28 protein-coding genes are annotated in these 23,941 nt (G+C 68.4%); 9 read left to right on the top strand and 19 right to left on the bottom strand.

The window, feature by feature from the left end:
- Positions 1-28 precede the first annotated feature (28 nt).
- Positions 29-1,027, top strand: coding sequence for an Hsp33 family molecular chaperone HslO (locus GFK26_RS29050; protein WP_099796277.1), 999 nt, complete (start codon positions 29-31; stop codon positions 1,025-1,027).
- A gap of 12 nt (positions 1,028-1,039) precedes the next feature.
- Here GFK26_RS29050 and GFK26_RS29045 read toward each other — a convergent pair whose 3' ends face one another.
- On the bottom strand, positions 1,040-1,918 hold the full coding sequence (locus tag GFK26_RS29045) for an NAD(P)-dependent oxidoreductase (protein ID WP_153285016.1): 879 nt from the start codon (positions 1,916-1,918) through the stop codon (positions 1,040-1,042).
- A gap of 25 nt (positions 1,919-1,943) precedes the next feature.
- On the bottom strand, positions 1,944-2,732 hold the full coding sequence (locus GFK26_RS29040; protein WP_153285015.1) for an SDR family oxidoreductase: 789 nt from the start codon (positions 2,730-2,732) through the stop codon (positions 1,944-1,946).
- Positions 2,733-2,837: 105 nt separating this feature from the next.
- On the opposite strand from GFK26_RS29040, the gene GFK26_RS29035 reads away from it, so the two are divergent.
- Entirely contained in the window at positions 2,838-3,713 is an 876-nt protein-coding gene (locus tag GFK26_RS29035; protein ID WP_153285014.1) for an AraC family transcriptional regulator, read from the top strand.
- A 3-nt stretch (positions 3,714-3,716) separates the two neighbouring features.
- On the opposite strand, the gene GFK26_RS29030 is transcribed toward GFK26_RS29035, so the two are convergent.
- The 8 genes from GFK26_RS29030 to GFK26_RS28995 form a co-directional block, all read right to left on the bottom strand.
- Positions 3,717-4,700 carry a hypothetical protein gene (locus tag GFK26_RS29030; protein WP_153285013.1) on the bottom strand — a complete coding sequence of 328 codons (984 nt, stop codon included), beginning with the start codon at positions 4,698-4,700 and terminating at the stop codon, positions 3,717-3,719.
- A gap of 52 nt (positions 4,701-4,752) precedes the next feature.
- Complete coding sequence (locus tag GFK26_RS29025) at positions 4,753-5,430, bottom strand: AAA family ATPase (protein WP_153285012.1); 678 nt, start codon at positions 5,428-5,430, stop codon at positions 4,753-4,755.
- Positions 5,427-6,059: a nicotinamide riboside transporter PnuC gene (gene pnuC / locus GFK26_RS29020; protein WP_153286143.1), complete on the bottom strand. Its 633-nt coding sequence runs from the start codon at positions 6,057-6,059 to the stop codon at positions 5,427-5,429. The genes GFK26_RS29025 and pnuC overlap by 4 nt, the downstream gene beginning before the upstream one ends.
- A 162-nt stretch (positions 6,060-6,221) precedes the next feature.
- Complete coding sequence (gene ftsB / locus GFK26_RS29015; RefSeq protein ID WP_062474651.1) at positions 6,222-6,500, bottom strand: cell division protein FtsB; 279 nt, start codon at positions 6,498-6,500, stop codon at positions 6,222-6,224.
- A 15-nt stretch (positions 6,501-6,515) separates the two neighbouring features.
- Complete coding sequence (gene eno, locus GFK26_RS29010; RefSeq protein WP_153285011.1) at positions 6,516-7,799, bottom strand: phosphopyruvate hydratase; 1,284 nt, start codon at positions 7,797-7,799, stop codon at positions 6,516-6,518.
- A gap of 52 nt (positions 7,800-7,851) precedes the next feature.
- Complete coding sequence (locus tag GFK26_RS29005) at positions 7,852-8,142, bottom strand: DUF1330 domain-containing protein (protein WP_056583246.1); 291 nt, start codon at positions 8,140-8,142, stop codon at positions 7,852-7,854.
- Positions 8,139-8,996, bottom strand: a complete 858-nt coding sequence (kdsA, locus tag GFK26_RS29000; RefSeq protein ID WP_153285010.1) for a 3-deoxy-8-phosphooctulonate synthase — start codon at positions 8,994-8,996, stop codon at positions 8,139-8,141. Before kdsA ends, GFK26_RS29005 begins: the two co-directional genes overlap by 4 nt.
- Positions 8,993-10,675: a CTP synthase gene (locus tag GFK26_RS28995; protein ID WP_056583250.1), complete on the bottom strand. Its 1,683-nt coding sequence runs from the start codon at positions 10,673-10,675 to the stop codon at positions 8,993-8,995. Before GFK26_RS28995 ends, kdsA begins: the two co-directional genes overlap by 4 nt.
- A 195-nt stretch (positions 10,676-10,870) precedes the next feature.
- On the opposite strand from GFK26_RS28995, the gene coaBC reads away from it, so the two are divergent.
- The 4 genes from coaBC (at position 10,871) to GFK26_RS28975 (ending at position 13,684) form a co-directional block, all read left to right on the top strand.
- Positions 10,871-12,094 carry a bifunctional phosphopantothenoylcysteine decarboxylase/phosphopantothenate--cysteine ligase CoaBC gene (coaBC, locus tag GFK26_RS28990; RefSeq protein WP_153285009.1) on the top strand — a complete coding sequence of 408 codons (1,224 nt, stop codon included), beginning with the start codon at positions 10,871-10,873 and terminating at the stop codon, positions 12,092-12,094.
- Positions 12,094-12,531: a hypothetical protein gene (locus tag GFK26_RS28985; RefSeq protein WP_153285008.1), complete on the top strand. Its 438-nt coding sequence runs from the start codon at positions 12,094-12,096 to the stop codon at positions 12,529-12,531. The genes coaBC and GFK26_RS28985 overlap by 1 nt, the downstream gene beginning before the upstream one ends.
- 15 nt (positions 12,532-12,546) lie before the next feature.
- Positions 12,547-12,993, top strand: a complete 447-nt coding sequence (gene dut / locus GFK26_RS28980; protein ID WP_101492295.1) for a dUTP diphosphatase — start codon at positions 12,547-12,549, stop codon at positions 12,991-12,993.
- A gap of 190 nt (positions 12,994-13,183) precedes the next feature.
- Positions 13,184-13,684 (top strand): glycine zipper 2TM domain-containing protein, encoded by a 501-nt coding sequence (locus GFK26_RS28975; protein ID WP_153285007.1) that lies wholly within the window; start codon positions 13,184-13,186, stop codon positions 13,682-13,684.
- Positions 13,685-13,754: 70 nt separating this feature from the next.
- On the opposite strand, the gene GFK26_RS28970 is transcribed toward GFK26_RS28975, so the two are convergent.
- Positions 13,755-14,279 (bottom strand): FKBP-type peptidyl-prolyl cis-trans isomerase, encoded by a 525-nt coding sequence (locus tag GFK26_RS28970; protein ID WP_153285006.1) that lies wholly within the window; start codon positions 14,277-14,279, stop codon positions 13,755-13,757.
- 14 nt (positions 14,280-14,293) lie between these two features.
- Between GFK26_RS28970 and GFK26_RS28965 the strand changes: the two genes are divergently transcribed.
- The 3 genes from GFK26_RS28965 to GFK26_RS28955 all read left to right on the top strand — a co-directional run bounded on the left by GFK26_RS28965 (position 14,294) and on the right by GFK26_RS28955 (position 16,275).
- Entirely contained in the window at positions 14,294-15,436 is a 1,143-nt protein-coding gene (locus GFK26_RS28965) for a JmjC domain-containing protein (protein WP_153285005.1), read from the top strand.
- Positions 15,426-15,932, top strand: coding sequence for a hypothetical protein (locus tag GFK26_RS28960; RefSeq protein ID WP_153285004.1), 507 nt, complete (start codon positions 15,426-15,428; stop codon positions 15,930-15,932). Before GFK26_RS28965 ends, GFK26_RS28960 begins: the two co-directional genes overlap by 11 nt.
- Before the next feature lie 94 nt (positions 15,933-16,026).
- Positions 16,027-16,275, top strand: a complete 249-nt coding sequence (locus GFK26_RS28955; RefSeq protein WP_056583267.1) for a hypothetical protein — start codon at positions 16,027-16,029, stop codon at positions 16,273-16,275.
- 79 nt (positions 16,276-16,354) lie between these two features.
- Here GFK26_RS28955 and GFK26_RS28950 read toward each other — a convergent pair whose 3' ends face one another.
- The 8 genes from GFK26_RS28950 to GFK26_RS28920 all read right to left on the bottom strand — a co-directional run bounded on the left by GFK26_RS28950 (position 16,355) and on the right by GFK26_RS28920 (position 23,878).
- Positions 16,355-17,134, bottom strand: coding sequence for an MBL fold metallo-hydrolase (locus GFK26_RS28950; protein ID WP_153285003.1), 780 nt, complete (start codon positions 17,132-17,134; stop codon positions 16,355-16,357).
- 5 nt (positions 17,135-17,139) lie between these two features.
- Positions 17,140-18,219, bottom strand: a complete 1,080-nt coding sequence (bamC, locus tag GFK26_RS28945; protein ID WP_153285002.1) for an outer membrane protein assembly factor BamC — start codon at positions 18,217-18,219, stop codon at positions 17,140-17,142.
- A 153-nt stretch (positions 18,220-18,372) separates the two neighbouring features.
- Positions 18,373-19,221, bottom strand: a complete 849-nt coding sequence (gene dapA, locus GFK26_RS28940; RefSeq protein WP_257884969.1) for a 4-hydroxy-tetrahydrodipicolinate synthase — start codon at positions 19,219-19,221, stop codon at positions 18,373-18,375.
- Positions 19,222-19,340: 119 nt separating this feature from the next.
- Positions 19,341-19,913: a class I SAM-dependent methyltransferase gene (locus GFK26_RS28935; protein ID WP_153285001.1), complete on the bottom strand. Its 573-nt coding sequence runs from the start codon at positions 19,911-19,913 to the stop codon at positions 19,341-19,343.
- Between the two features lie 43 nt (positions 19,914-19,956).
- Positions 19,957-20,100 carry a hypothetical protein gene (locus tag GFK26_RS34075; protein WP_194273975.1) on the bottom strand — a complete coding sequence of 48 codons (144 nt, stop codon included), beginning with the start codon at positions 20,098-20,100 and terminating at the stop codon, positions 19,957-19,959.
- Between the two features lie 24 nt (positions 20,101-20,124).
- Entirely contained in the window at positions 20,125-21,351 is a 1,227-nt protein-coding gene (locus tag GFK26_RS28930) for an MFS transporter (protein ID WP_153285000.1), read from the bottom strand.
- A gap of 141 nt (positions 21,352-21,492) precedes the next feature.
- The gene (locus GFK26_RS28925; RefSeq protein ID WP_153284999.1) at positions 21,493-22,689 is read right to left on the bottom strand and encodes an MFS transporter; all 1,197 of its coding nucleotides are present in this window, start codon (positions 22,687-22,689) and stop codon (positions 21,493-21,495) included.
- Complete coding sequence (locus GFK26_RS28920) at positions 22,682-23,878, bottom strand: serine hydrolase domain-containing protein (RefSeq protein ID WP_153284998.1); 1,197 nt, start codon at positions 23,876-23,878, stop codon at positions 22,682-22,684. Before GFK26_RS28920 ends, GFK26_RS28925 begins: the two co-directional genes overlap by 8 nt.
- Positions 23,879-23,941 lie beyond the last annotated feature (63 nt).

Raw genomic sequence — 23,941 nt, 5'->3', positions numbered from 1 at the left:
GCGCAGGCACAGAGAGAAAGAATCCGTTTTGAGCGAGCTGCACAAATTCCTGTTCGATGGCCTGCCGGTGCGCGGCATGATCGTGCGCCTGACAGATGCGTGGCAGGAGATCCTTGCGCGGCGCGCCTCCAACACCGCCACCGGCCCGTACCCGCCGCCGGTGGCTGAACTGCTCGGCGAGATGACGGCTGCGGCCACGCTGATGCAGTCGAACATCAAGTTCAACGGCGCCTTGATCCTGCAGATCTTCGGCGACGGTCCCGTGAAGGTGGCCGTGGCCGAGGCCAAGCCCGACCTGAGCCTGCGCGCCACCGCCAAGGTGATCGGCGACCTGCCGGCCGACGCGCACCTGCCCGACATGGTCAACGTGAACAACAAGGGCCGCTGCGCCATCACGCTCGACCCGAAAGACAAGCTCCCGGGCGCCACGCCGTACCAGGGCGTCGTGCCGCTGTTCGGCGAAGACGGTGAAAAGCTCGGCAAGCTCAGCGACGTGCTGCAGCACTACATGCTGCAAAGCGAACAGCTCGACACCACGCTGGTGCTCGCGGCCGACGACAAGGTGGCGGCCGGCCTGCTGATCCAGCGCCTGCCGGTGAAGGGCGAGGGCAACCTCGAAGGCACGTCCGACAAGGACCGCGACCAGGCCAGCGAAGACCGCATCGGCCGCAACGAGGAATACAACCGCATCTCGATCCTCGCGTCGAGCCTCACGCGCGACGAGCTGCTCACGCTCGACGTCGAGACCATCCTGCGCCGCCTGTTCTGGGAAGAAAAGCTGCTGCGCTTCGAACCGCAGGCCGGCCTGCTCGGCCCGCACTTCGCGTGCACCTGCGGCCGCGAGCGCGTGGCGCAGATGATCCGCGGGCTCGGCGTGGAAGAGGCCGAGGAAATCCTCGCCGAGCGCGGCGACATCGAGGTCGGCTGCGACTTCTGCGGCAAGCAGTACCGCTTCGACGCGATCGACACCGCGCAGCTGTTCAAGCCGCCGGGCGACCAGCTGCCGGGCAGCCCGGTCGTCCAGTAAGCGCGGCTGCGCTCAGGCGGGCTGCGGCGGCTGATGCCGCAGCACCTTGGCCATCGCGGCCAGGCGCTCGTTGCCCAGGCCTGCGCGCAGCGCGCGGTCGAACATCCCCATCAGAAAATCCGGGAAGGCTGCGTCGAGCTGCGCCTCGCGCGCCTGCTTCACGAACAGCCGGCCCGAGCCCGCGCAGGTGGCCATCGAGCTCTCGGGCTCGCCGTATTGGCCGGCGTGGATGGCCTCGCCCTCGGCCTGGATCATTTCGCCGAGCACCGGCGAGATCGCGCCGATCATCTGCGAGAACCCGTCCACCGGCAGCCCTTCGGCTTCGCAGATGCGCACGCCGTGGAAGAAACCGCTCATCGCGCCGAACATGCACGAGAGCGTGGCCAGGTCCCAGGCGGCCGCATTGCCGATCGGCTCGCCCATGTGCTGGATGTTCCCCGCGATGGCTTCGAGCAGCGGTCGGCAGGCGGCGAGGGCGCGTGCTTCGCCGGAGATGAAGAGCGGCGTGTCGGGCCGGCCGATCTGGCCCGGCGTGGCGAGCAGGGCGCCGTCGAGGTAAGCCACGCCGCTGAGCGCGGCCCAGTCGTCGCGCGCGTCCTGCGGTGTGCCGGTGCTCAGCTGCACGAGCACCTTGCCGCGCAACGCGTCGTGAACGCCGGGCGCGGTGAGGATGGCGCGCGACGCCGGGTAGTCGGCCACGCAGACCAGCACCACGGGGCTCGCCTGCACGGCGGCCAGGGCCGTCGGTGCGAGCACGGTACCCTGGTTCAGCAGAGGCCTTGCGCGCTCGGCGGTGCGGTTCCACACCGTCAGCGTGAATTTCGATGATTGAAGGGCGCGCGCGAGGGCCACGCCCATGGGGCCGAGGCCGATGAGGGAAACGTCGGTCATGTGAAGTCCTTGGAGAGAAGTCAGATCAAGCGGCTGCCGGCGTCAGGCCCTGGCCCAGCCCGCCGTCGACGGTGAGCCGCGCGCCTGTCGTGAAGGTCGCCTCGAAGGCGAAGAAGAGCACCGCGCGCGCCACTTCGGCCGATGTGCCGTGGCGACGCATCGGCGTGATCTGGTCGCCCAGGCGCATGAACTCGGCGCGCTCTTCGGCGCTCGCGTCGGTCACGCCGAGCGTGGGCGTGTCGATGAAGCCGGGGCTCACCACGTTCACGCGGATGCCGCGCGTCACCAGCTCGGCCGCGAAGCCCGAGGCCATCGAGCGCAGTGCGGCCTTGGTGGCGCTGTAGACGCTCAGGCCGTGCATGCCGCCTTCGTCCGCAATGGACGAGGTGAAGACGATCGAACTGCCCGCCGGCATCAGCGGCGCCAGGCGCTGCACGGTGAAGAACGGGCCCTTGGTGTTGACCGCGAAGGCGCGGTCGTAGCCCGCCTCGGTCACCTGTTCGAAAGGTTCGAGCGACGAGATGCCGGCGTTGATGTGCAGCAGGTCGATGCGGCCGAAACGCTCGCGCACCGTGGCGGAGAGTGCATCGATGTCGGCCAGCGAGGCCGTGTCGGACGCCAGCACATGGGCGCGCGAACCGAACGGGCCGAGCACGCGGCGCGCGGCCTCCAGGTTCTGCGGATTGCGCCCGGTCACGAGCACGTCGGCGCCGCCTTCGAGCAGCGCTTGCGCGGTGGCCAGGCCCATGCCGAGGGTGCCGCCGGTGATGACGGCTTTCTTGCCTGCGTAAGGGGTGTGGGGTGTGGTGTTCATGGGCTCGATGATCCCGATCGCACGGCGTCGGGTCGCGCACATTCGGCTGCGGGGGAGCACAAACGGTCGACGGCATGCACGGCGCTCGCGGCCCATAATGTTTCGATGAGCGATACCGATCTGGACACCGATTTCCGCGGGCACGGTGGAGTGGCGCCTGATGTGGCGCTGTCCGGCGACAGCTTCGTCGCCCCGCCCGCCACCGACAGCCTGCGCGTCGACGTGCGACAGACCCCCGGCGGCGTGGTCGGCTACGAGGCGCTGCCCGACCACCGCCTCAAGCTGCACGCGGGCGCGCCGGTGGCGGGCGCCTGCCAGTTTCATCGCTTTCTCTACACGCGCGGCGACCTCGACATCCTGCCGGCCGGCAGCACCGACATCTGGCACGAAGAGTCGGCGAGCACGTCGGTTGTGGTGCGCATGGCGCCCGCGCTGCTCGCGCGCACCGCCGACGAGATGGGACTGCCGGCCGAGCGCGCGGTGCTCGGCGAGCGTCACCAGTTCCGCGACCCGCAGATCGAGCACATCGCCTGGGCACTCGACGCCGAGCGCCGCGCGGGCTTTCCCAACGGGCGGCTCTACACCGACAGTCTCGGCACGGCGCTCGCGGTGCAGTTGATCGCGGCCGGCCCGCAGGTGGCGCCGTCACCCGCGCAGGGGCTGACGCGATTGCAGCTGAAGCGTGTCACGGAGTTCATCGAGGCGCATCTGGACGGCGACCTGTCGCTGGCCGCGCTGGCTGAGGTCGCGGGCCTGAGCGCCTCGCACCTGAAGACGCAGTTCAAGCGCTCGACCGGCCAGGCGGTGCATGCCTACGTGGTGCATCGCCGCGTCGACCGCGCGCGCAGCCTGCTGCTGAACAGCGAACTGCCCGCGAGCCTCGTGGCGCTCGAGAGCGGCTTCTCGCACCAGAGCCACATGGCGCGCTGCATGCGGCGCGTGCTGGGCCTCACGCCCGGCGAGGTGCGGCGCGCAGCCTAGTGTTCAGCGGGCTTCGTCGTCGAAGCCGCTGAATTCGATGTCCGGCGCGCTCGTGTTGTGCTTCGAGGGCAGGCTGCGGCCGAAGCGCACCTGCGTGGCGTTCAGCGTCTTCACCGCGGGCAGCGGCAACACCTGTTCGGCCGCCTGCGGCGAGGCCTGCCAGCGCACCTCGCTCATGTCGGCGTTGTCGGGCGTCACGTACATCGAACGCAGCACCGCGAAGGGTTGCTTGGCACTGGCCGTGGGCTTCGAGAGCGTCACGTCGAGCGCGGTGCGGGTGCGGCTGATCTCGGTCACGCGCGCCACCGCCTTGCCGCCGTCGGTGAAGCGCAGGTGGATCGCGAGCGGCTCGGGCACGACGCGGATCGACGCGATGTTCACCACCGGCCGCCCGGCCTGCACGACCGGGCCGAGCAGGAACGACGAGCCGTACACGCCGTCGCCGAAGCGCGCCTCGGGCAGCGGCTTGAGGCGCCAGTAGCCGTCGGAGGGGTAGAGCACGATGGCTTCGAGCGCCTTGCCGTTGTCCTTCTTGAACACCTGCAGCAGGTGAAAGCCGCGGTCGTGCCGCGCGCCGACCTGCACCGGCACGCGCGCCGACCGCCAGAAGGTCGGCAGCGTCATGCCGACGATGCGCCATTGCGCGTTGTCGAGCAGCACGACGGTGCGCTTCTTGAAACGATGCGCCGGGTCGGTCGGGTGGGCGCCGCCGTCGAAGTTGCAGCCCGAGAAGTCGGGCGCGGTGACGTCGTTGCCGATGTTGCCGAGGTAGCTCGGCTGCAGCGCTTCGATGCGCATGTGGCGGATACCGTCGCCGCGCAGCACCATCGACACGTTGTCTTCCTCGGCGCAGGCTGTCGGGGTGGTGGCGTTCTCGACGGTGGCTGCAACGGGCGCTGCAGAAGCGGCACTGGCGGTCAGCAGCAGGGCGAGGAAAGCGGCGGCGGGAGCGCGCGGGGCAAGGCGCGCAGCAATCGAAACGGGCATCGGGTCTCCGGTGAAAAGGAGAGGGCGCGCGAGCACCTGCGAACCGAGAGGCTCAGGTGGGGTCGCGGCGCGCCATCAGGTCGCTGAAAAGCTTATGTTCGCATTCCGGGTCGGAACACTTCTCGCAAGGCCATGTCCACGAGGCGGGCTTCGCATCGCGGCGGGTGCGCGTGCGGGCCCGGCCTTCGTTGCCGGCGATGGTGTTGATCGCATTCCATGCGTTCGCCAGCCGCTCGCCGCCGCTGCCGTGTACCACCGCATACGAAAGCCCTGCGCGCGAGAGCGCGGCGCGCACCAGCGTGTCGGTCGGCTGGCGCGCATGAGGACCGTCGCGCATGTCGTCGGCCACCCAGGGCAGGTCGAGCGCGGTGAGCAAGGTGATGGCGTAGCGCCGCTGCGCGGCCAGGGCGCTGTCGTAGAGCGAGGTGTCGGCGAACAGCTGCTCGCTGTAGACGGCTGTCATGAGCGCCGTGGTGTCGGCCACCACCACGCCCGTGGCGGCAGCGGCGTCGATGCGGCGCATCTGTTCGTCGGCGATGGCCTGCTGCTCGTCGGGGCGCGGCGTGCGGCCTTCGCGTTCGCACCATTCGCGCAGGTACTCGCCCACGAGCGTGACGGTCGTGCCGCGGTCTTGCAGGCGCTGCGCGATGGCGCGCGAGAGCTCGGTCTTGCCGGTGCTCTCGGCGCCCACGAGCGCGATGACGCAGCCGGTCGGCAGGTTCGGTGTCATGCGGGCACCGCCTTCGTGGTGGCCTTCGGCAGGCGTCGCTGCCATGCCAGGAAGCCGGCCACGCTGAGCACGGCGAACACCGCGTACAGCGCCGTCGTGAGCCACAGGCCCTTGTGGATGAACAGGCCCACGCTGACCACGTTCACGGCCAGCCACACGAGCCAGTTCTCGATGAACTTGCGCCCGAGCAAAAACTGCCCGACCAGGCTCAGGCCGGTGACAAAGCCGTCCCACCAGGGCACGTCGGTGTTGGTGAAGCGGCGCAGGAAGAGGGCGACCACGGGCCACGCGATGGCGCAGGCCACGAGGGCATACGCGGAGCCGCGCGGCGACAGCCGGCTGACCCGCAAGGCGCTGCCGTCGGCGCGAAAGCCGCGCAGCCATTGCGCCCAGCCCCACAGGGCGACGAAGGCGAAGAAGACTTGAAGCGAGGCGTCGCCGTAGATGCGCGCGTTGGCGAACACCACCATGTAGAGCAGCGAGCTGACGATGGCCAGCGGCCAGCCCCAGTGGATCTCGCGCATGTTGCAGCCAACCATCGCGAGCGCGAGCACGGCGGCGACGAGTTCGAGCCAGGTGACGGGAGAGCCCCACAGCGCAAAGGCGGAGGCCGAGAGGAACTCGGGGATGAGGTTCACGCCGAGGCTGTGCGTCTTTCGGAGCGCTCTGTGAACCTCACACAGTCTGGTCGTGGGACACCGTGGAACCGGCTTTGCCGGGCCGCTGGTGTCGCCCCCTGGAAGGGGGTTGGCGAAGCGACACGAAGTGCGCGGAGACTGGGGGTCATCCGATTACCTTGCGATCTGCACGAAGACTTCGTTCGGTTTGACCATGCCGAGTTCCGCGCGGGCGCGTTCCTCGACCATCTCGAGGCCGTCTTTCAGGTCATTGACCTCGGACGCGAGCCGCTCGTTGTTGAGGGCGGCCTTGGCGTTGGCGTCCTTCTGGTCGGCCAGTTGGGTTCTCAACTGGGCGACCTCGCGCACGCTGCCGCGCCCGTTCCACAGCTGCCACTGCAGGATGACCAGCAGCAGCACCAGGATGAGAGGAGGGACGAAGCGCGCGCGCATGCAGGCTGCGAGGCGCTACTTGAGGTTGTAGAACGCGCCGCGGCCCGGGTAGACGGCGATGTCGCCGAGGTCTTCTTCGATGCGCAGCAGCTGGTTGTACTTGGCGATGCGGTCCGAACGCGACAGCGAGCCGGTCTTGATCTGGCCGGCGTTGGTGCCCACGGCGATGTCGGCAATGGTGCTGTCTTCGGTTTCGCCCGAGCGGTGCGAAATGACGGCCGTGTAGCCCGCGCGCTTGGCCATCTCGATGGCGGCGAAGGTCTCGGTCAGCGTGCCGATCTGGTTGATCTTGATCAGGATCGAGTTGGCGATGCCCTTGTCGATGCCCTCTTGCAGGATCTTGGTGTTGGTGACGAACAGGTCGTCGCCCACCAACTGCACGCGCTTGCCCAGGCGTTCGGTCAGGTGCTTCCAGCCGTCCCAGTCGCCTTCGTGCATGCCGTCTTCGATGCTGATGATCGGGTACTTGTCGACCCAGGTCGCGAGCATGTCGGTCCAGCTTTCGGCCGACAGCGAGAGGTTTTCGCCCGACAGCACGTACTTGCCGTCCTTGTAGAACTCGCTGGCCGCGCAGTCCAGGCCCAGGGCGATCTGTTCGCCGGCGGTGTAGCCGGCCTTGTCGATGGCTTCCAGGATGAGCTGGATGGCTGCTTCGTGGCTCTCGACGCTGGGGGCGAAGCCGCCTTCGTCGCCCACCGCCGTGCTGATGCCGCGGTCGCCCAGGATCTTCTTCAGGGCGTGGAACACTTCGGCGCCGTAACGCACGGCCTCGCGGAAGCTCTTGGCGCCCACGGGGATGATCATGAACTCTTGCAGGTCGAGGCTGTTGTTGGCGTGCGCGCCGCCGTTGATGACGTTCATCATCGGCACCGGCAGCTGCATGCCGCCCATGCCGCCGAAATAACGGTACAGGGGCAGGCCCGACTCTTCGGCCGCGGCGCGGGCCACGGCCATCGACACGGCGAGCGTGGCGTTGGCGCCCAGGCGGGCCTTGTTGTCGGTGCCGTCCAGGTCGATCATCGTGCGATCGAGGAAGGCCTGTTCGCTGGCGTCCAGGCCCAGCACGGCTTCCGAGATCTCGGTGTTGATGTTCTCGACGGCCTTCAGCACGCCCTTGCCGAGGTAGCGGCTCTTGTCGCCGTCGCGCAGCTCGATGGCCTCGCGCGAACCGGTCGAAGCGCCCGAGGGCACGGCCGCACGGCCCATGGTGCCCGATTCGAGCAGCACGTCGCACTCGACGGTGGGGTTGCCTCGGCTGTCGAGAATTTCGCGGCCGACGATGTCAACGATTGCACTCATCTCTATTTCTTTCTCTGGGTCTCTTGGTGGAGTGGACTGGCAAAAAACGGAATCAAAGGCCTTCGACCGCGATCATGTTCATGATGGCGGCGCCGGCACGCGCTTCGCGCGCCTTCAGGTATTCGGGCGTTTCGTAGAAGGCCTTGGCCTGCTCGAAGCTGGGGAATTTGAGCACGACCACGCGGGTGGGCTTCCAGTCGCCTTCGAGCGGCTGCACCTGGCCGCCGCGCACGCAGACTTCGGCGCCGTGCGCCTGCATCGCGACGCTCGACCACTTCTTGTATTCCTCGTACTGCGTCGGGTTCGTGACCTCGACGTGGGCAATGACGTAACCGCTGCTCATGCTTGAAAACTGTCCTCTAGAAAAGCGTTTTTCTTGGTGACCCGGTCGAGCGCCAGCAGCGTTTCGAGCAGGGCCTTCATGTGCTTGAGCGGCACGGCGTTGGGGCCGTCGCTCAGGGCTTTGTTGGGGTCGGGGTGGGTCTCCATGAAGAGACCGGCCACGCCCACGGCCACGGCCGCGCGCGAGAGCACCGGCACCATTTCGCGCTGGCCGCCCGAGCTCGTGCCCTGGCCGCCGGGCAGCTGCACCGAGTGCGTGGCGTCGAACACCACGGGCGCCTTCGTCTCGCGCATGATCGCGAGCGAGCGCATGTCCGACACGAGGTTGTTGTAGCCGAAGCTGGCGCCGCGTTCGCAGGCCATGAAGCTGTCTTCGTCGAGGCCGGCTTCCTTGGCGGCAGCGCGGGCCTTGTCGATCACGTTCTTCATGTCGTGGGGCGCGAGGAACTGGCCCTTCTTGATGTTCACCGGCTTGCCCGACTGCGCCGCGGCGTGGATGAAGTCGGTCTGGCGGCACAGAAAGGCGGGCGTCTGCAACACGTCGACCACCTTGGCGGCCTCGGTGATGTCTTCGTGCGTGTGCACGTCGGTCAGCACGGGCAGGTTGAGTTCGCGCTTCACCTTGGCCAGGATTTCGAGGCCCTTGTCGCGGCCCGGGCCGCGAAAGCTCGTGCCCGACGAGCGGTTGGCCTTGTCGAAGCTGCTCTTGAAGATGAACGGAATGCCCAGCGAGGCCGTGATTTCCTTCAACGTGCCGGCCGTGTCCATCTGCAGCTGTTCGGATTCGACCACGCAGGGGCCGGCGATCAGGAAGAAAGGCTGGTCCAGCCCGATGTCGAATCCGCAGAGTTTCATGCCACGGCCTTGAGCGTCTTGCTCGTGCTGCCCGCGCCCTTGTCCTTGTGGTCGAGCGCGGCCTTGATGAAGGCGTTGAACAGCGGATGGCCGCCCCACGGGGTCGACTTGAACTCGGGGTGGAACTGCACGCCCATGAACCACGGGTGCACGTCCTGCGGCAGCTCGACGATTTCGGTCAGGTGCTCGCGCTGCGTGAGCGCCGAGATCACGAGGCCGGCGGTGCGCAGTTCGTCGAGGTAGTTGACGTTGGCTTCGTAGCGGTGGCGATGGCGCTCGGTGACCACGTCGCCATAGATGCTGTGCGCCAGCGTGCCGGGCGACACATCGGAGCTTTGCGCGCCCAGGCGCATGGTGCCGCCGAGGTCGGACTTCTCGTCGCGCGTCTTCACGGTGCCGTCGGCGTCCTTCCACTCGGTGATCAGCGCGATCACGGGGGTAGGCGTTTCGGGGTCGAACTCGGTGCTGTTGGCGTTCTTGAGGCCTGCCACGTGGCGGGCGTACTCGATGGTGGCCACCTGCATGCCCAGGCAGATGCCCAGGTAGGGCACCTTCGATTCGCGGGCGAAGCGGGCGGCCGAGATCTTGCCTTCGACACCGCGCTGGCCGAAGCCGCCCGGCACGAGGATGGCATCGTATTTCGCCAGGCGCGACACGTCTTGCGCCGAGATGGTCTCGGAATCGATGTAGTCGATCTTCACGCGCGCATGGTTCTTCATGCCGGCGTGACGCAGTGCCTCGTTGAGCGACTTGTAGCTGTCCGACAGGTCGACGTACTTGCCGACCATGGCAATCGACACTTCCTGTTGCGGATGCTCGACCTCGTACACCAGGTCGTCCCAGCGCGTGAGCTTGGCCGGCGGGGTGTTGATGCGCAGCTTGTCGCAGATCAGGCCATCGAGGCCCTGTTCGTGCAGCATGCGGGGCACCTTGTAGATGGTGTCCACGTCCCACATCGAAATAACGCCCCATTCGGGCACGTTCGAGAACAGCGAGATCTTGGCGCGCTCGTCGTCGGGAATCGGGCGGTCGGCGCGGCACAGCAGCACGTCGGCCTGGATGCCGATGGCGCGCAGTTCCTTGGCGGTGTGCTGCGTGGGCTTGGTCTTGAGCTCGCCGGCAGCGGCGATCCAGGGCACGTAGCTCAGGTGCACGAAGGCCGAGTTGTTCGGGCCGTTGCGCAGGCTCATCTGGCGCACGGCTTCGAGGAAGGGCAGCGACTCGATGTCGCCCACGGTGCCGCCGATTTCGACGATGGCCACGTCGACCTCGTGCGGGGTGCCGATGCCGGCGCCGCGCTTGATGTATTCCTGGATCTCGTTGGTGATGTGCGGAATCACCTGCACGGTCTTGCCGAGGTAGTCGCCGCGGCGTTCCTTCTCGAGCACGGTCTTGTAGATCTGACCGGTCGTGAAGTTGTTGGCCTTGCGCATCCGCGTGTTGATGAAGCGCTCGTAGTGGCCGAGGTCGAGGTCGGTCTCGGCACCGTCATCGGTGACGAACACCTCGCCATGCTGGAACGGTGACATCGTGCCGGGGTCGACATTGATGTACGGATCGAGCTTGATGAGGGTGACTTGGAGGCCGCGCGATTCGAGGATCGCGGCGAGCGAGGCGGAGGCGATTCCCTTGCCAAGGGAAGATACGACACCACCGGTGACGAAGACAAATTTGGTCATGCCAGTTCCGGACGCGTGAATCCGGGCAGTGGGAAATTGCGATTATAGGTGTCCCGTTTGCGGCACCTTCCATGAAGGGCATCTTTCGTGGGGGCCGCCGCGCACGGCCGCCCGAAGCGGCCGGCCCGCCCCCGGTAGGGGGTTGGCGAACCGACACGAAGTGCGGGTAGCCTGGGGGTGAGCAACAATACAGCCATGCAAGATCTCGCCGGCAAACACATCGTCCTCGGACTCACAGGGGGCATCGCCTGCTACAAATCGGCCGAGCTGTGCCGCCTGCTCGTGAAGGCGGGCGCCACGGTGCAGGTCGTGATGACCGAGGCGGCCGAGCAGTTCATGACGCCGGTCACGATGCAGGCGCTCTCGGGGCGCACCGTCTACACCTCGCAGTGGGACGCCCGCGAGCCGAACAACATGCCGCACATCAACCTGAGCCGCGAGGCCGACGCGATCGTGCTGGCGCCCTGCAGCGCCGACTTCATTGCGCGACTGGTGCAGGGGCGTTCCGATGAACTGCTGAGCCTGCTGTGTCTGGCGCGTCCGACCGACCGCGTGCCGCTGTTGATCGCCCCGGCCATGAACCGCGAGATGTGGGCCCATCCGGCCACGCAGCGCAACCTGATGCAGGTGGCCGCCGACGGCGCGACCGTGCTGGGCGTGGGCAGTGGCTGGCAGGCCTGCGGCGAAACCGGCGACGGGCGCATGCTCGAACCGGCGCAACTGCTCGAGGACATCACGGCCTTCTTCCAGCCCAAGCTGCTGGCGGGGCAGAAGGTGCTGGTCACGGCCGGCCCGACCTTCGAGGCGCTGGACCCGATCCGCGGCATCACCAACCACTCGTCCGGCAAGATGGGTTTTGCCATCGCCCGCGCAGCGCGCGAAGCTGGCGCCGAGGTCACGCTGGTGGCCGGTCCGGTGCACCTGCCCACACCGCGCGGCGTGAGCCGCATTGACGTGCTGTCGGCACAAGAGATGCTCGAAGCCACCAACCGCGCGGCGCAGACAGCTAGCATTTTTGTAGCGACGGCCGCCGTGGCCGACTGGCGCCCTGCCACGCACAGCGACCAGAAGATCAAGAAGGACGGCAGCGGGCAGACGCCGGTGCTGCACTTCGTCGAGAACCCCGACATCCTGCTCACCGTGGCCAAGAGCGAGCGCGCGCAGACCAAAAAGCTGTTCTGCGTGGGCTTCGCCGCCGAGAGTGAAAACCTCGCCGAGCACGCCAAGGCCAAGCGCGAGCGCAAGGGCATTCCGCTGCTCGTGGGCAACATCGGCCCGCTGACCTTCGGGCAGGACGACAACGCGCTGCTGCTGGTGGACGCCAAGGGCGTGCGCGAGTTGCCCCGCGCGCCCAAGCTCCGGCTGGCGCGTGAGCTGATGACTGAAATTGCCGCGCGACTTCCCGATTGGAGGGCCTGATGAACACCGAATCGAACACACCACCCAATGGCGACTTCGCTCGCTATGTGGAGCAGCTTTCGGCGCGCGCGGGGCAGTCGGCCCGCGTTCCCGGCAAGGAGTCCGAGCATGGGCTCGACGTCGGCATGACGCCTTCGCCTAGCGCGCAGGGGAGCACTGTCGCGCGGCGTGAATCGCCCAGTGGCGAGGCCACGAAGGGCGACAACAAGGCCCTCGCCCCGGCGTCGCTCAAGGTGCTGGCCGGCGCGGCCGCATTCGTGTTCCTGGTGCTGTGGGCTCTGGGCGTGTCGCTCCCCGTGCTGGTCCTGGGGACCGCCGCGGCCGCGTGGTTCGGCAAGCGCTTTCTCAAGGGCCTCAACCTGAGGCCCGGGGTCGCCAAGTGGCAGCAGGTGCTCGAAGAGGCCGCCCGCAAGCAAAAAGAACAGCAACAGAAGTAAGAAGGCAGCAAGTCAGTGAAAGTCGACGTCCGAATCCTCGATCCCCGCATGGTGGATCAATTGCCCGCGTATGCCACTCCCGGAAGCGCCGGCCTCGACCTGCGGGCTTGCCTCGATGCCCCGGTCACGCTCGAACCCAATGCCTGGCAACTGGTGGGCACCGGCATCGCGATCCACCTGGCCGATCCGGCCTATGCCGCGTTGATCCTGCCGCGCTCGGGCCTGGGCCACAAGCACGGCATCGTGCTGGGCAATCTCGTCGGCCTGATCGACAGCGATTACCAGGGCGAGCTGAAGGTCAGCGCCTGGAACCGCAGCAACACGCCCTTCGTGCTGCAGCCGATGGAGCGGCTTGCTCAGCTGGTCATCGTGCCGGTGGTGCAGGCGCAGTTTCAGGTGGTCACCGAATTTGCAGCTTCGCAACGCGGCGAGGGCGGCTACGGCTCAACCGGCAAGCACTGAGCAATGGGTGCCCCGGGAAAGCTGAAGGGCACCTGAGTATCCAAGGCGTAAAGAGCGGAACTGCCGGCGCACGGCTCGCCTCGAAGGTTTCAGCGTGTGTCTTTCGTCATCGCGGCTGCGGCTCGGACGTTAGACACGGCAGGCATGGGCCCGTCCGGGCGCGTGCTGTTTTCTTCGAGGAGCCTCTTTCATGAATATCCCAATGCGCTTCATTTCCGTCACCGCGTCCGTGCTCGCACTGGCCACGCTCACGGCCTGTGTCGCGCCGGCCCCGGTCTACCAGACCTCGCGCTACCCCTACCAGGCCCCGCCACGGGCGATCCAGTACCAGGAAGCGGCCTACGTCGAGTACGGCCACGTGGCCAACATCGAGGTGCTGCGCAGCGAAACCGCTGGTACCGGCACCACGGGGGGCGGTGCCGTGGCGGGCGGTCTCATCGGCGGCGTGGTGGGCAACCAGTTCGGACACGGCAACGGCCGCGCTGCAGCCACCGCGCTCGGCCTTGTGGGCGGCGCCTTGCTGGGCAACACCATCGAGGCCCAGCAGAACGGGCCGCGTGCCTACGAAAGCTACCGCGTCTCGGTGCAGACCGACCGCGGCGGCTACCGTGCCTTCGACGTGCAACACCCGGGCGACCTGCGCATTGGCGACCGCGTGCGCATCGACAACGGCCACATCTCGCGCATGTAAGCGGTCGGCCGCGCGCACAAGGAAAAAAGCCGGGCAGTGCCCGGCTTTTGCTTTGTTGGAGGGTGTGGTCTCAGTGCAGCATCTGGTTGCCCGGCGCCATCGGCGGCACCTTGAAGAAGGCGGTGCCCGCCGTGCCGCGGCCGACTTCTTCTTCGGTCGCCTCGCGCACCGAACGCACCGTGATGTCCAGGCGGATCGCGATGCCTGCCAGCGGGTGGTTGCCGTCGAGCACGAGGTGGTCGGGGTAGATCTCGGCCACGGTGTAGATCGCATCCTTGGGGATGCCGTCGCTCACGCCCTTGGGCAGGGCGGAGCCGTCGAAGGTCATGCCTTCTTCGGTGCCTTCGGGGAACAGCGTGCGCGGCTCCAGGAAGAGCAGTTGGTCGTTGAAGTCGCCGAAGCCCTGCTCGGGCTCGATCTGCAGTTGGACGCGCGCACCGGGCTCATGGCCCTGCAGGGCGGCCTCGATCACGTCGAAGAGGTCGTCGCCGCCCACCATGAATTCCACCGGCTCGTCGAGCACGTCCAGCACATCGCCCAGCGTGTCTTTCATGGTCCAGGTCAGGCCGACCACGCATTGTTCAGAGATTTCCATTGCAGAATTCTCCCATGGAGATCAATCAACCGCTGCCGTTGCTCGGCGGCCTGAGTCCCGCGCAGTTCATGCGCCGGTACTGGCAAAAGAAACCCCTGCTGATCCGGCAGGCCATTCCCTCGATGGTGCCCCCGATCGACCGCCCCGCGCTCTTTGCGCTGGCGGAGCGTGAGGAGGTCGAGTCCCGGCTGATCCGGCATGGGAAGGCCGGCTGGTCGCTGAAGCACGGCCCGCTGCCCCGGCGCGCGCTGCCGCCGCTGAAGCAGCCGGGCTGGACGATGCTGGTGCAGGGCGTCGACCTGCACCACGACGGCGTGCACGAGCTGCTGCGGCAGTTCCGCTTCCTGCCCGACGCGCGCCTGGACGACCTGATGATCAGCTACGCGAGTGACACCGGCGGGGTCGGCCCGCATTTCGACAGCTACGACGTGTTCCTGCTGCAGGCGCAGGGCCAGCGCCGCTGGTCCATTGGCAAGCAGTCCGACCTGCGGCTGCAGCCCGACGTACCGCTCAAGGTGCTCGAGAACTTCGAACCCGAGCAGACCTTCGTGCTCGAGCCCGGCGACATGCTCTACCTGCCGCCGAAGTACGCCCACGACGGCGTAGCGGTAGGCGACGACTGCATGACGTACTCGATCGGGCTGCGCTCGTCCGCCGTGGGCGAGCTGGGCGCCGACCTGCTGGCGCGCGTCGCACAGGCCTACTCGGAAGACCTGGAAGACGCAGGCCCCGCCGAACTCGCGCGCTACCGCGACCCGTCGCAACCCGCTGTCGAGGCCCCGGCCGCAATGCCGGCTGCGCTGCAGGACTTCGCGCGCAAGGCCGTCGAGGCCGCGCTGCGCGACCCCGACGCGATCGATCGTGCGTTGGGCGAATCGCTCACCGAGCCGAAGGCCAACGTCTGGTTCGGCGAGGGCGGCCAGGCGCCCGAGGTGCTGCGCGAGGTCGTGCTCGACCGCCGCACGCGCATGCTCTACGACGCGCGGCACATCTACATCAACGGCGAGAGCTTCCGCGCCGGTGGGGCCGACGCCACGTTGATGCGGCGGCTGGCCGATCAGCGCGCGCTCGGTGCGCGCGACCTGGCCCGCGCCAGCGAGGGCGCACGGGCGCTGCTGGGCGATTGGTGCGAGGCGGGCTGGCTGCATGCCGGGTGAGAGCGCCACACCGGTTTTGATCGAAGGCCGCTTCGATGGCCGGGAGGCGTTTGCTGACCTCATCCGCACCGCCTTGTCTGCCGCTGCGCATCAGGGCTGGAGCGAGATCGTCTTCAGCGACCCCGACTTCGCCGACTGGCCACTGGGCGAGCGCGCCAGCATCGAGGCGCTGCAGGCCTGGTCGGCCAGCGGGCGCCGCCTGTTGCTGCTGGCACGCCGCTTCGACCTTGTTGAACGCGGCCATGCGCGCTTCGTGACATGGCGCCGCACCTGGGACCACATCATCGAATGCCGCGCGGCGGGCCGCACAGGCGCGGCCGAGGAGGTGCCCAGCGCCCTCTGGACGCCCACCTGGTGCCTGCACCGCATCGACGCCGAACGCAGCCGCGGCGTCTGCAGCAGCGAGGCGCGCGCGCGGCGCGACCTGCGCGAAAGCTTCGACGAGTGCTGGCGCCAGGGCCGGCCGGCCTTTCCCGCCTCCACGCTCGGCTTGTAAGCCAATGCCGCAAATACATCCCCGCGACATATCCGGGCGGGGTTGGCGGTCTAGAATTTTTTCGTTCCAGACCTTCATTGCCAAAGGAGTCCTCATGAAGAAGTCGTCGTCCGTCCTGATTGCCTCGCTGATCGCCGCTGCCGCCCTGGTGGCCTGCGGAAAGAAAGAGGACGCCGCGCCTGCGGTCGTGACCCCGCCGCCCGCTCCCGTGACCGAACCCGCGCCCGCCGCGCCGCCGGCCGCCGCGCCTGCATCGGCACCATCGGCAGCCGCTTCGTCGGCCCTGGACGCCGCCAACGCCGCGACCGAAGCCGCCAAGAAGGGCGAGGCACCGAAGCAGTAATTCCGCTGCCAGGTCCGCACCATGCAAGAAGCCGCCCTCGGGCGGCTTCTTCATTGGGGGAGGGCGCTGCCCGGCCTTCTCAAACGTCGAGCCAGGGCGAACCTTCTGCGGCGGTCGCCGTGAGCATTTCGGCCTCGTCGCCGCCCAGCGCGTCGGCCATGAGGCGGCGCACGATGTCGGGCCGGTTGTTCTGCTCGCTCAGGTGCGCGGCGACCACGTGGCGCAGTCCGTCGTGCAGCACGGCGCGCGCGATCTCGGCTGCCGCTGTGTTCGACAGGTGGCCGTAGTTGCCGCCCACGCGCTGCTTCAGGAACGACGGGTAGGCCGAGCCGGCGAGCAGGTCGCTGTCGTGGTTGAACTCGAGCAGCAGCGCATGCGCGCCGCGCAGCCGGGCCAGCACATGGCTGGTGGCGTGGCCCAGGTCGGTCAGCACGCCCAGCGTGCGGTTGCCGTCGGTGCAGCGCAGCTGCAGCGGCTCGCGGGCGTCGTGGGGCACGGTGAAGGGCTGCAGGCAGAGGTCGCCGACCGTGAACTCGGCGTCGTCGCGCGCCAGGTGCAGGCGGCCTTCGTAGTCGCGGCCACCGGTGGCAAGCCACGTGCCTTCGCTCATCCAGACCGGTATGCGGTCGCGCAGAGACAGTGCATGGGCGCACCCAATGTGGTCGCCGTGCTCGTGGGTGATGAAGACGGCGTCGAGGTCTGCTGCGGCAAGGCCCGCCTGGGCCAGCCGCCGGTCGAGCTGGCGAATGCCGAAGCCGCAGTCGACGAGGAGGCGGGTGGTGCGGCCGGCGCTGGTCGTCGATTCGACCAGCGCGGCGTTGCCCGTGCTGCCGCTGCCGAGGCTTCGGAAGCGGAGCATGCGGGTTACTTCAGGTCGTCGGCGATGACCTTGACGATGCGCTGCGCGTTGGCCGAGGTTTCGGGTGCGCCGGCTTCGTTCAGGACCGAAACCGTGGTGGCTTCGCCCTGGCTCTTGACCGAGATGCGGAACTTGATCGGCGCTTCGTCCTTCTTGGAGCCGCTGAACAGCTTGCCGAAGAAGCCGTCGTCCTTCTTGTCGGGGTTCGGCGTCACGTAGCGCACGAAGTAGACGCCGGCGCTGCGGTCGCGGTCTTCGACGGTGAAGCCGGTGCGGTCCAGGGCCAGGCCGACGCGGCGCCATGCGCGGTCGAAGCCTTCGTTGATCTGCACGACCGGCTGGTTGCCGATGCTGGCCACGGTGGCGGTCTTGGGCGCAGCGGTGGTCGCGGCGAGGATCTTCGACTGCTCTTGCGACACGCCGAGCTTGACCATCAGGCGGCGCAGGAATTCGGTCTCGAGCTCAGGGTCGCTCGGGCGGGGCTGCCACACGGTCTGGTCCTGGCGGGAGTTGTTGTAGACCTCCTGCATGCCGCGGTGGCTGATGAAGATCTCGGTGCCGTTGGTGCTGCGCTCCAGGCGGGTGCGGAAGCGGTCGAGTTCGCCGGTCGAGTAGACCGAGTCGACCAGCTTGCCCAGCGTGCCGCGGATGATGTCCTGCGGCAGCTTGGCGCGGTTCTCGGCCCAGTCGGTTTCCATGATGCCCAGGTTGCGCTGGTCGGTGGTCAGCAGGAAGCCGCTTTCCTGCCAGAAGTCTTTGACAGGCTCCCAGAGCTGGTCGGGCGTGCGGTTGACGATGATCCAGCGCTGCGTGCCCGAGCGCTCCATGCGCACGTCGCCGATGTTGGCCACGGCGGTGGGAATGCCCGGTGCGTTCGCGACGCCGGCCTGGTAGGCATTGGCGGTGACGGCGCCGCCGGGCACGGCGTAACGATTGTCACGCGAGAGCTGCGAGAGATCGGGTGGGACTTCGAGCGTCGGGGCCTTGCCTGCGCTCTTGTAGTCGATCTTGTCGCTCTCGAGGACGGAGCAGGCGGCGAGGCTGGCAACGAGGGCCAGCAGTGCAAGTCGCGAAATATTCTTCAACGTCGTCTTCCTTGGTGGAATGGTTCGGTCAATCGATGGGCCCCAGCGCCCGGCTCTCTCTGAGCACTGTTCCGGCAAAAGGTTGCTTGACCTTGCTGCGAACAGGGGAAAGGGCGGGCGGGAACCGTGTGATCGGTGGGAAACCCGGCTCGGTCAGTCCTTGAGCAGGCCGGTGGCGCGCAGGGCGCCCTCGACCGCCGGGCGGCTCGCTTCGCCGAGTTCCGTGAGCGGCAGCCGCAGGGCGCCGCCGCACAGACCCAGGCGGGCCATGGCCCACTTGAGCGGGATCGGGTTGGGTTCGACGAACAGGTTGCGGTGCAGCGGCATCAGTTCGAACTGGATCTGCATGGCGCGCTTCACGTCGCCCGCCAGCGCGGCCACGCACAGCTCGTGCATCTTGCGCGGCGCCACGTTGGCCGTGACGCTGATGTTGCCCTGGCCGCCGCACAGCATGAGCGCCACCGCGGTCGGGTCGTCGCCGGAGTACACGGCAAAGCTCTTGGGCAGGTCGCGGATGAGCCACTGGGCGCGTTCGATGTTGCCGGTGGCTTCCTTGATGCCGATGATGCCGGGCACCTGTGCCAGGCGCAGCACGGTGTCGTGCGCCATATCGGCGACGGTGCGGCCGGGCACGTTGTACAGCACGACGGGCAAGTCGCCGACAGCTTCGGCGATGGCCTTGAAGTGCTGGTATTGGCCTTCTTGCGTGGGCTTGTTGTAGTAGGGAACGACCTGGAGTTGCGAGTCGGCGCCCACGCCTTTGGCGAACTTGGCGAGCTCGATGGCTTCCTTGGTCGAGTTCGCGCCGCAGCCGGCCATCACGGGCACGCGGCCCCGGGCTTGCTCGACGGATACGCGGATGATTTCGCAGTGCTCTTCCACATCGACCGTCGGCGATTCGCCGGTGGTGCCGACCACGCCAAGGCAGTCGGTGCCTTCGTCAATGTGCCAGTCGATGAGCCGCCGCAGGGCGGGGTAGTCGACACTGCCGTCGTCGTGCATCGGCGTGACGAGCGCGACGATGCTGCCTGTCAGTTGCTCCAAGGGAATCTCTTTGTCGGTGGACGAAAGCGGCCATTCTACTGACTCCGGCCGGGCCGGAGACAGTTGTGTCGGCACGCTCAGTTGCCCTTCAGGAAGTGGCGCGGCGGGGCGCCCGCGGCCGCTTCGCCGGGCCGCACGGCGGCAATGCGCTGGACGAAGCGCGCCGGCTCCGCCAGGAAGCCGTCTTCATAGGCGATCACCTGCAGGCTGGCGCAGGCCCCGAGCAGTTCACCCGGCTGCAGCAGGAAATCGGGCCGCGAGGGCTTTCCGACGGTCTCGTTGCCGGCCGCGAAGGTCTCGTACAGCAGCACGCCACCCGGCGCCACGGCGGCCACGATGTCGGCCATGCGCGGGCGCCAGAGGTAGTTCGTGACGATCACCGCGCCGAAGCGCTGGGCCGTGAAGGGCCACGGGCCCGACTCGATGTCGGCCGCCACCACACGCCCGAACACACCGGCCGCTTCGACGGCCTCGGGTGACCGGTCGACGCCGGTTGCCGCATGCCCGCGCCCGGCGAACCACTGCATGTGCCGCCCGGACCCGCAGGCCACGTCGAGCACCGTGGTGTTCGGGGCGAGCAGGTGCGACCAGCGCACGATCCATTCGGACGGCGTTGTGCTCGAGTGCACGGGAATTGCCACATCTTTCATAGCTGCTTCCGCCCGATGGACGGGCACTTCAAGGCCAAATCGTTCAGAAACAGGACCACACCTGGTCGACCAGCGTGACCAGGAACGACGGATGCACGTACAGCGCGAACACGCCGCCCAGCGCCGCCAGCACGGCGGCGAGCCAAGCGGCCTGGGCCAGGTAGTGGTTGCGTGTACGGGGCGTCATCGCGGTTCTCCTCAAAGGGGGCGGTCAGCCCGCCACGGCAGCCGGCCGGACGCCGCGCGCAATGGCGCTTTCCTTCACCGGCAGGTTGATCAGCGCCGCGAACACGCCCAGCGCGATCGAGATGTACCAGACGATGTTGTAGCTGCCCGTCGTGTCGTACAGGAAGCCGCCGAGCCACACGCCCAGGAACGAGCCCACCTGGTGGCTCAGGAACACGAAGCCGCTGAGCATCGACAGGTGCGCCACGCCAAAGATGCCCGCGACGATGGCGTTGGTGGCCGGTACGGTCGACAGCCACAGAAAGCCCATCGCCGCCGAGAAGACGTACACGCTGAGCGGCGAGATCGGCACCAGCAGGAAGAGCGCGATCGACACCGCCCGTGCCAGGTAGATGGCCGCCAAAATCTTCGGCTTGGACAGCTTCTGCCCCAGCAGGCCGACCGTGTAGGTGCCGAACACGTTGAACAGGCCGATCAGCGCCAGCGCGTAGCCCGCCACGTCGGCCGACAGGCTCTGGTCGCGCAGGTAGGTCGGCATGTGGATGCCGATGAAGGCCAGCTGGAAGCCGCACACGAAGTAACCCGCCATCAGCAGCCCGAAGCTCGGGTAGCGAAAGGCCTCGCCCACGGCCTGCAGCACCGACTGGTCGCGATGGCCGGCCAGCGCCGCGGTCTTGGGCTCGCGCAGGCCGAAGGCCAGCGGAACGATCACGAGCACCACCACCGCCAGCACCGCCAGCGCGGTCTGCCAGCCGAAGGCGCCGATCAGGCGGCCTTCGATGGGCGCCATGAGGAACTGCCCGAACGAGCCGGCCGCTGCGGCCACGCCCATGGCCCATGATCGCCGCTCGGCCGGGATCTGCCGCCCGATCACGCCGTAGATCACGGCGTAGGTCGAGCCCGCCTGCGCGGCGCCGATCAGCACGCCCGCGCTCAGGGTGAACAGCAGCGGCGTCGGCGAATGCGCCATGCCGAACAGGCCCAGCGCATAGAAGACCGCGCCGCCGATCAGCACGCGGAACGCGCCGAAACGGTCGGCCAGCATGCCGGCGAACACGCCGAAGATGCCCCACGACAGGTTCTGCACTGCCAGTGCGAACGAGAAGGTCTGCCGGCTCCAGTCCTGCGCCTGCGTGATGGGCTGCAGCCAGAGGCCGAAGCCGTGGCGGATGCCCATCGAGAGCGTGACGATCATGGCGCCGCAGAACAGCACCTGCTTGATCGAAAGGGTGGGAGCGGGGGAGGCTTGCATCCTTTGAATGTAGCGAATGCATGCTGTGGCCGGTGTCGTGGCGGCCAAAGCCATTGATGATTTGTGGGCGCGGTTTCAATGCGCACACCGCATCAAAGAAAGAAGGCAGGCGCGCGGCCTGCCTTCAGGTTTCAGGGGGCGTCAGCGCGCCGGCGCCGCTGCCGCGTCGCGCGCGCCCGGGAACCCGTGCTCGCAGGCCCGCCACGCCAGCACCAGCCCCGGCACCAGCAGCGCAAGCAGCGCCCAGGGCAGGCTGCCCGCGCCGCCGCCCTGCAGCAGCAGGCCGCCCGCCAGCCCGCCGCCCGCGATGGCGAGGTTCCAGGTCGTCACGACCATCGACTGCGCGACGTCCGCCGCATCGCCAGCCGCTTGGGCAGACGCAGCCTGGAACAGCGTGCCCGCACCGCCGAAGGCCAGGCCCCAGACCGCGACCGCAAGGTACACGCCCATCGCCGATCCGCCCGCCGCGGCGAGCATCAGCGCCGCCAGCGCGAAGGCCGCCGTGCCGGTCAGCACCAGCACGCGCAGCCAGCGGTCGATCAGCACACCCGTGAGCCAGATGCCGCCCAGCGAGGCCACGCCGAAGACCAGCAGCACCCGACCGACCTGTGCGCCGAGCCCGGCGTGCACCAGGAAGGGCGCGATGTAGGTGTAGAGGATGTTGTGCGCGAGCACGAAGGCGAACATCACGGCCAGCACCGGACGTACGCCGGGCAGCAGGAACACGCGGCGCACGCTTTGCTGGCGCCCGGCGTCCTGGCCCGGGAAGTCGGGCACTTGCCAGCGCACCCAGCCGAGCAGCAGCACCGAGAGCGCCGACATGACCAGGAAGGCCGCCCGCCAGCCCACGCTCGCGCCCAGCAGCGTGCCTGCCGGAATGCCCAGCGACAACGCCAGCGGCACGCCCAGCATCGCGACCGCGATGGCCCGGCCCTGCTGCGACGGCGCCACCATGCGCGCGGCGTGCCCGGCCAAGAGCGCCCACAGCAGCCCCGCGAACACACCGGCGAAGAAGCGCGCGACCAGCGTCAGCGTGTAGTCGTGCGACAGCGCCGTCACCGTGTTGACCACCGCAAAGCCGCCGATCGCGCCCATCAACAGCGGCCGTCGCCGCCAACCGCGCGTGAACGCCACCAGCGGAATGGCCGCCACCAGCGAGCCCAGCGCGTACACAGTGACGAGCTGGCCGACCAGCGCGGGCGCAACGCCCAGGTCGGCGCCGATCTGCGGCAGCAACCCGGCCGGCATTGCCTCGGTGAGGATGGTGATGAAGCCGCCGGCAGCCAGCGCCAGCAGGCCGGAGAGGGGCAGCGGTGAAGAGTAGGTCGTGTCACGCATAGACGGCGTCCCTCAGTTCGGTGACGAAGCGGCCCGACATGCCTTCGTAGAGCGTGTTCGTGAACGCCACCACGCTGAGCCCGCGCGCCCGGTCAACAAACCAGGCGTGGCCGTAGGCGCCGCCCCAGCGCCAGGTGCCGGGCGATTCGGGCGTCTGCGTGGGTTGCGGGTCGTGCAGCACCGAGAAGCCCAGGCCGAAGCCCCAGCCCGGCGCGTCCGCCGGGCCCCGGTCGCCCGTGTGGTTGCGGCCCATCGCATCGACGGTGGCGGCGCCCAGCAGCGAGGCGCCACCGGTGCGCAGCGTCTCGAGCAGGCGCAAGAAGTCGCCCGCGCTGCCGACCATGCCGGCGCCGCCCGAGGGCCAGGCGCTGGCGTCGAAGGCGCGCGCCGGGTCGAAACGGATGCCGACGGCGCCTTCGAACGGCGTGGCGACGACGGGGCCGTCCATGCGCTGCGGCGGCGTGTCGCCGGGGGCGTTCACGTAGGGCGTGGCGAGCCGCGGGTCGCCGGGTGCGGTGGCGAAGCCCGTGTCGTGCATCTGCAGCGGCGCGGTCACCAGCGTGCGCACCGCCTCGGACAGCGGCCGGCCGCTGGCCGCCTCGACCACCGCGCCGATCACGTCGATGGCCAGCGAATAGAGCCAGCCTGTGCCCGGCGGGTACAGCAACGGCACGCGGGCCAGGCGCTGCAGGTTGCCGGCCAGCGTGAGGCCGTCGTCGCGGTCCATGCCGTCCGACACGCCGGCGCGCGCGTAGGGGCCGTCGTCCGAGCTTTCGAAGAAGCGGTAGCCCAGCCCGGCCGTATGGGTCAGCAGCTGCCGCAGCGTGATGACGGCTTCATCCGCGCTATCGGGCAGGCGAGGGCGGAAGCTCGGCAGCCAGCGCGTCACCGGGTCGTCCAGGCCGAGCCGGCCCTGGTCCACGAGCACCATCGCAGCGGTGGAAACGATGGGCTTGGACACCGAGGCCAGCCGGAACAGCGCGTCCTCGCGCATCGGCCGGCCGGCTTCGCGGTCGGCCAGTCCGGCGGCGCGCCGGTGAACGAGGCGCCCGTTGTGGCGCACCAGCACCACCGCGCCGACCAGCCGCTGCTCGGTGAGCGCACGGTCGATGGCGGCGTCGATGCGCGACGGGTCCGGGCCCGGCCAGGCCGGGGCAAAAGTGGGGGAAATGTCGGGGAGGAAGGTCATGCGGCCAACGATAGGAAGAAGCCGACTTCGGATAAAGACGGCTACAGTTCCGATCAATGCGGA

The sequence above is a fragment of the Variovorax paradoxus genome (genome assembly GCF_009498455.1).
Taxonomy (GTDB): Bacteria; Pseudomonadota; Gammaproteobacteria; order Burkholderiales; family Burkholderiaceae_C; genus Variovorax; species Variovorax paradoxus_H.
The sequence above is the reverse complement of the archived record's forward strand: the minus strand, read 5'-3'. Positions and strand labels throughout refer to the sequence as shown.

Bases quoted from the DNA above. Each gene is read 5' to 3' on its own strand.
- GFK26_RS29045 (WP_153285016.1), bottom strand. From the start codon at position 1,918: ATGACCGACGTTTCCCTCATCGGCCTCGGCCCCATGGGCGTGGCCCTC.
- GFK26_RS29040 (WP_153285015.1), bottom strand. From the start codon at position 2,732: ATGAACACCACACCCCACACCCCTTACGCAGGCAAGAAAGCCGTCATC.
- GFK26_RS29035 (WP_153285014.1), top strand. From the start codon at position 2,838: ATGAGCGATACCGATCTGGACACCGATTTCCGCGGGCACGGTGGAGTG.
- GFK26_RS29030 (WP_153285013.1), bottom strand. From the start codon at position 4,700: ATGCCCGTTTCGATTGCTGCGCGCCTTGCCCCGCGCGCTCCCGCCGCC.
- GFK26_RS29025 (WP_153285012.1), bottom strand. From the start codon at position 5,430: ATGACACCGAACCTGCCGACCGGCTGCGTCATCGCGCTCGTGGGCGCC.
- ftsB (WP_062474651.1), bottom strand. From the start codon at position 6,500: ATGCGCGCGCGCTTCGTCCCTCCTCTCATCCTGGTGCTGCTGCTGGTC.
- eno (WP_153285011.1), bottom strand. From the start codon at position 7,799: ATGAGTGCAATCGTTGACATCGTCGGCCGCGAAATTCTCGACAGCCGA.
- GFK26_RS29005 (WP_056583246.1), bottom strand. From the start codon at position 8,142: ATGAGCAGCGGTTACGTCATTGCCCACGTCGAGGTCACGAACCCGACG.
- kdsA (WP_153285010.1), bottom strand. From the start codon at position 8,996: ATGAAACTCTGCGGATTCGACATCGGGCTGGACCAGCCTTTCTTCCTG.
- GFK26_RS28995 (WP_056583250.1), bottom strand. From the start codon at position 10,675: ATGACCAAATTTGTCTTCGTCACCGGTGGTGTCGTATCTTCCCTTGGC.
- coaBC (WP_153285009.1), top strand. From the start codon at position 10,871: ATGCAAGATCTCGCCGGCAAACACATCGTCCTCGGACTCACAGGGGGC.
- GFK26_RS28985 (WP_153285008.1), top strand. From the start codon at position 12,094: ATGAACACCGAATCGAACACACCACCCAATGGCGACTTCGCTCGCTAT.
- GFK26_RS28975 (WP_153285007.1), top strand. From the start codon at position 13,184: ATGAATATCCCAATGCGCTTCATTTCCGTCACCGCGTCCGTGCTCGCA.
- GFK26_RS28970 (WP_153285006.1), bottom strand. From the start codon at position 14,279: ATGGAAATCTCTGAACAATGCGTGGTCGGCCTGACCTGGACCATGAAA.
- GFK26_RS28965 (WP_153285005.1), top strand. From the start codon at position 14,294: ATGGAGATCAATCAACCGCTGCCGTTGCTCGGCGGCCTGAGTCCCGCG.
- GFK26_RS28960 (WP_153285004.1), top strand. From the start codon at position 15,426: ATGCCGGGTGAGAGCGCCACACCGGTTTTGATCGAAGGCCGCTTCGAT.
- GFK26_RS28955 (WP_056583267.1), top strand. From the start codon at position 16,027: ATGAAGAAGTCGTCGTCCGTCCTGATTGCCTCGCTGATCGCCGCTGCC.
- GFK26_RS28950 (WP_153285003.1), bottom strand. From the start codon at position 17,134: ATGCTCCGCTTCCGAAGCCTCGGCAGCGGCAGCACGGGCAACGCCGCG.
- dapA (WP_257884969.1), bottom strand. From the start codon at position 19,221: ATGCACGACGACGGCAGTGTCGACTACCCCGCCCTGCGGCGGCTCATC.
- GFK26_RS28935 (WP_153285001.1), bottom strand. From the start codon at position 19,913: ATGAAAGATGTGGCAATTCCCGTGCACTCGAGCACAACGCCGTCCGAA.
- GFK26_RS34075 (WP_194273975.1), bottom strand. From the start codon at position 20,100: ATGACGCCCCGTACACGCAACCACTACCTGGCCCAGGCCGCTTGGCTC.
- GFK26_RS28930 (WP_153285000.1), bottom strand. From the start codon at position 21,351: ATGCAAGCCTCCCCCGCTCCCACCCTTTCGATCAAGCAGGTGCTGTTC.
- GFK26_RS28925 (WP_153284999.1), bottom strand. From the start codon at position 22,689: ATGCGTGACACGACCTACTCTTCACCGCTGCCCCTCTCCGGCCTGCTG.
- GFK26_RS28920 (WP_153284998.1), bottom strand. From the start codon at position 23,878: ATGACCTTCCTCCCCGACATTTCCCCCACTTTTGCCCCGGCCTGGCCG.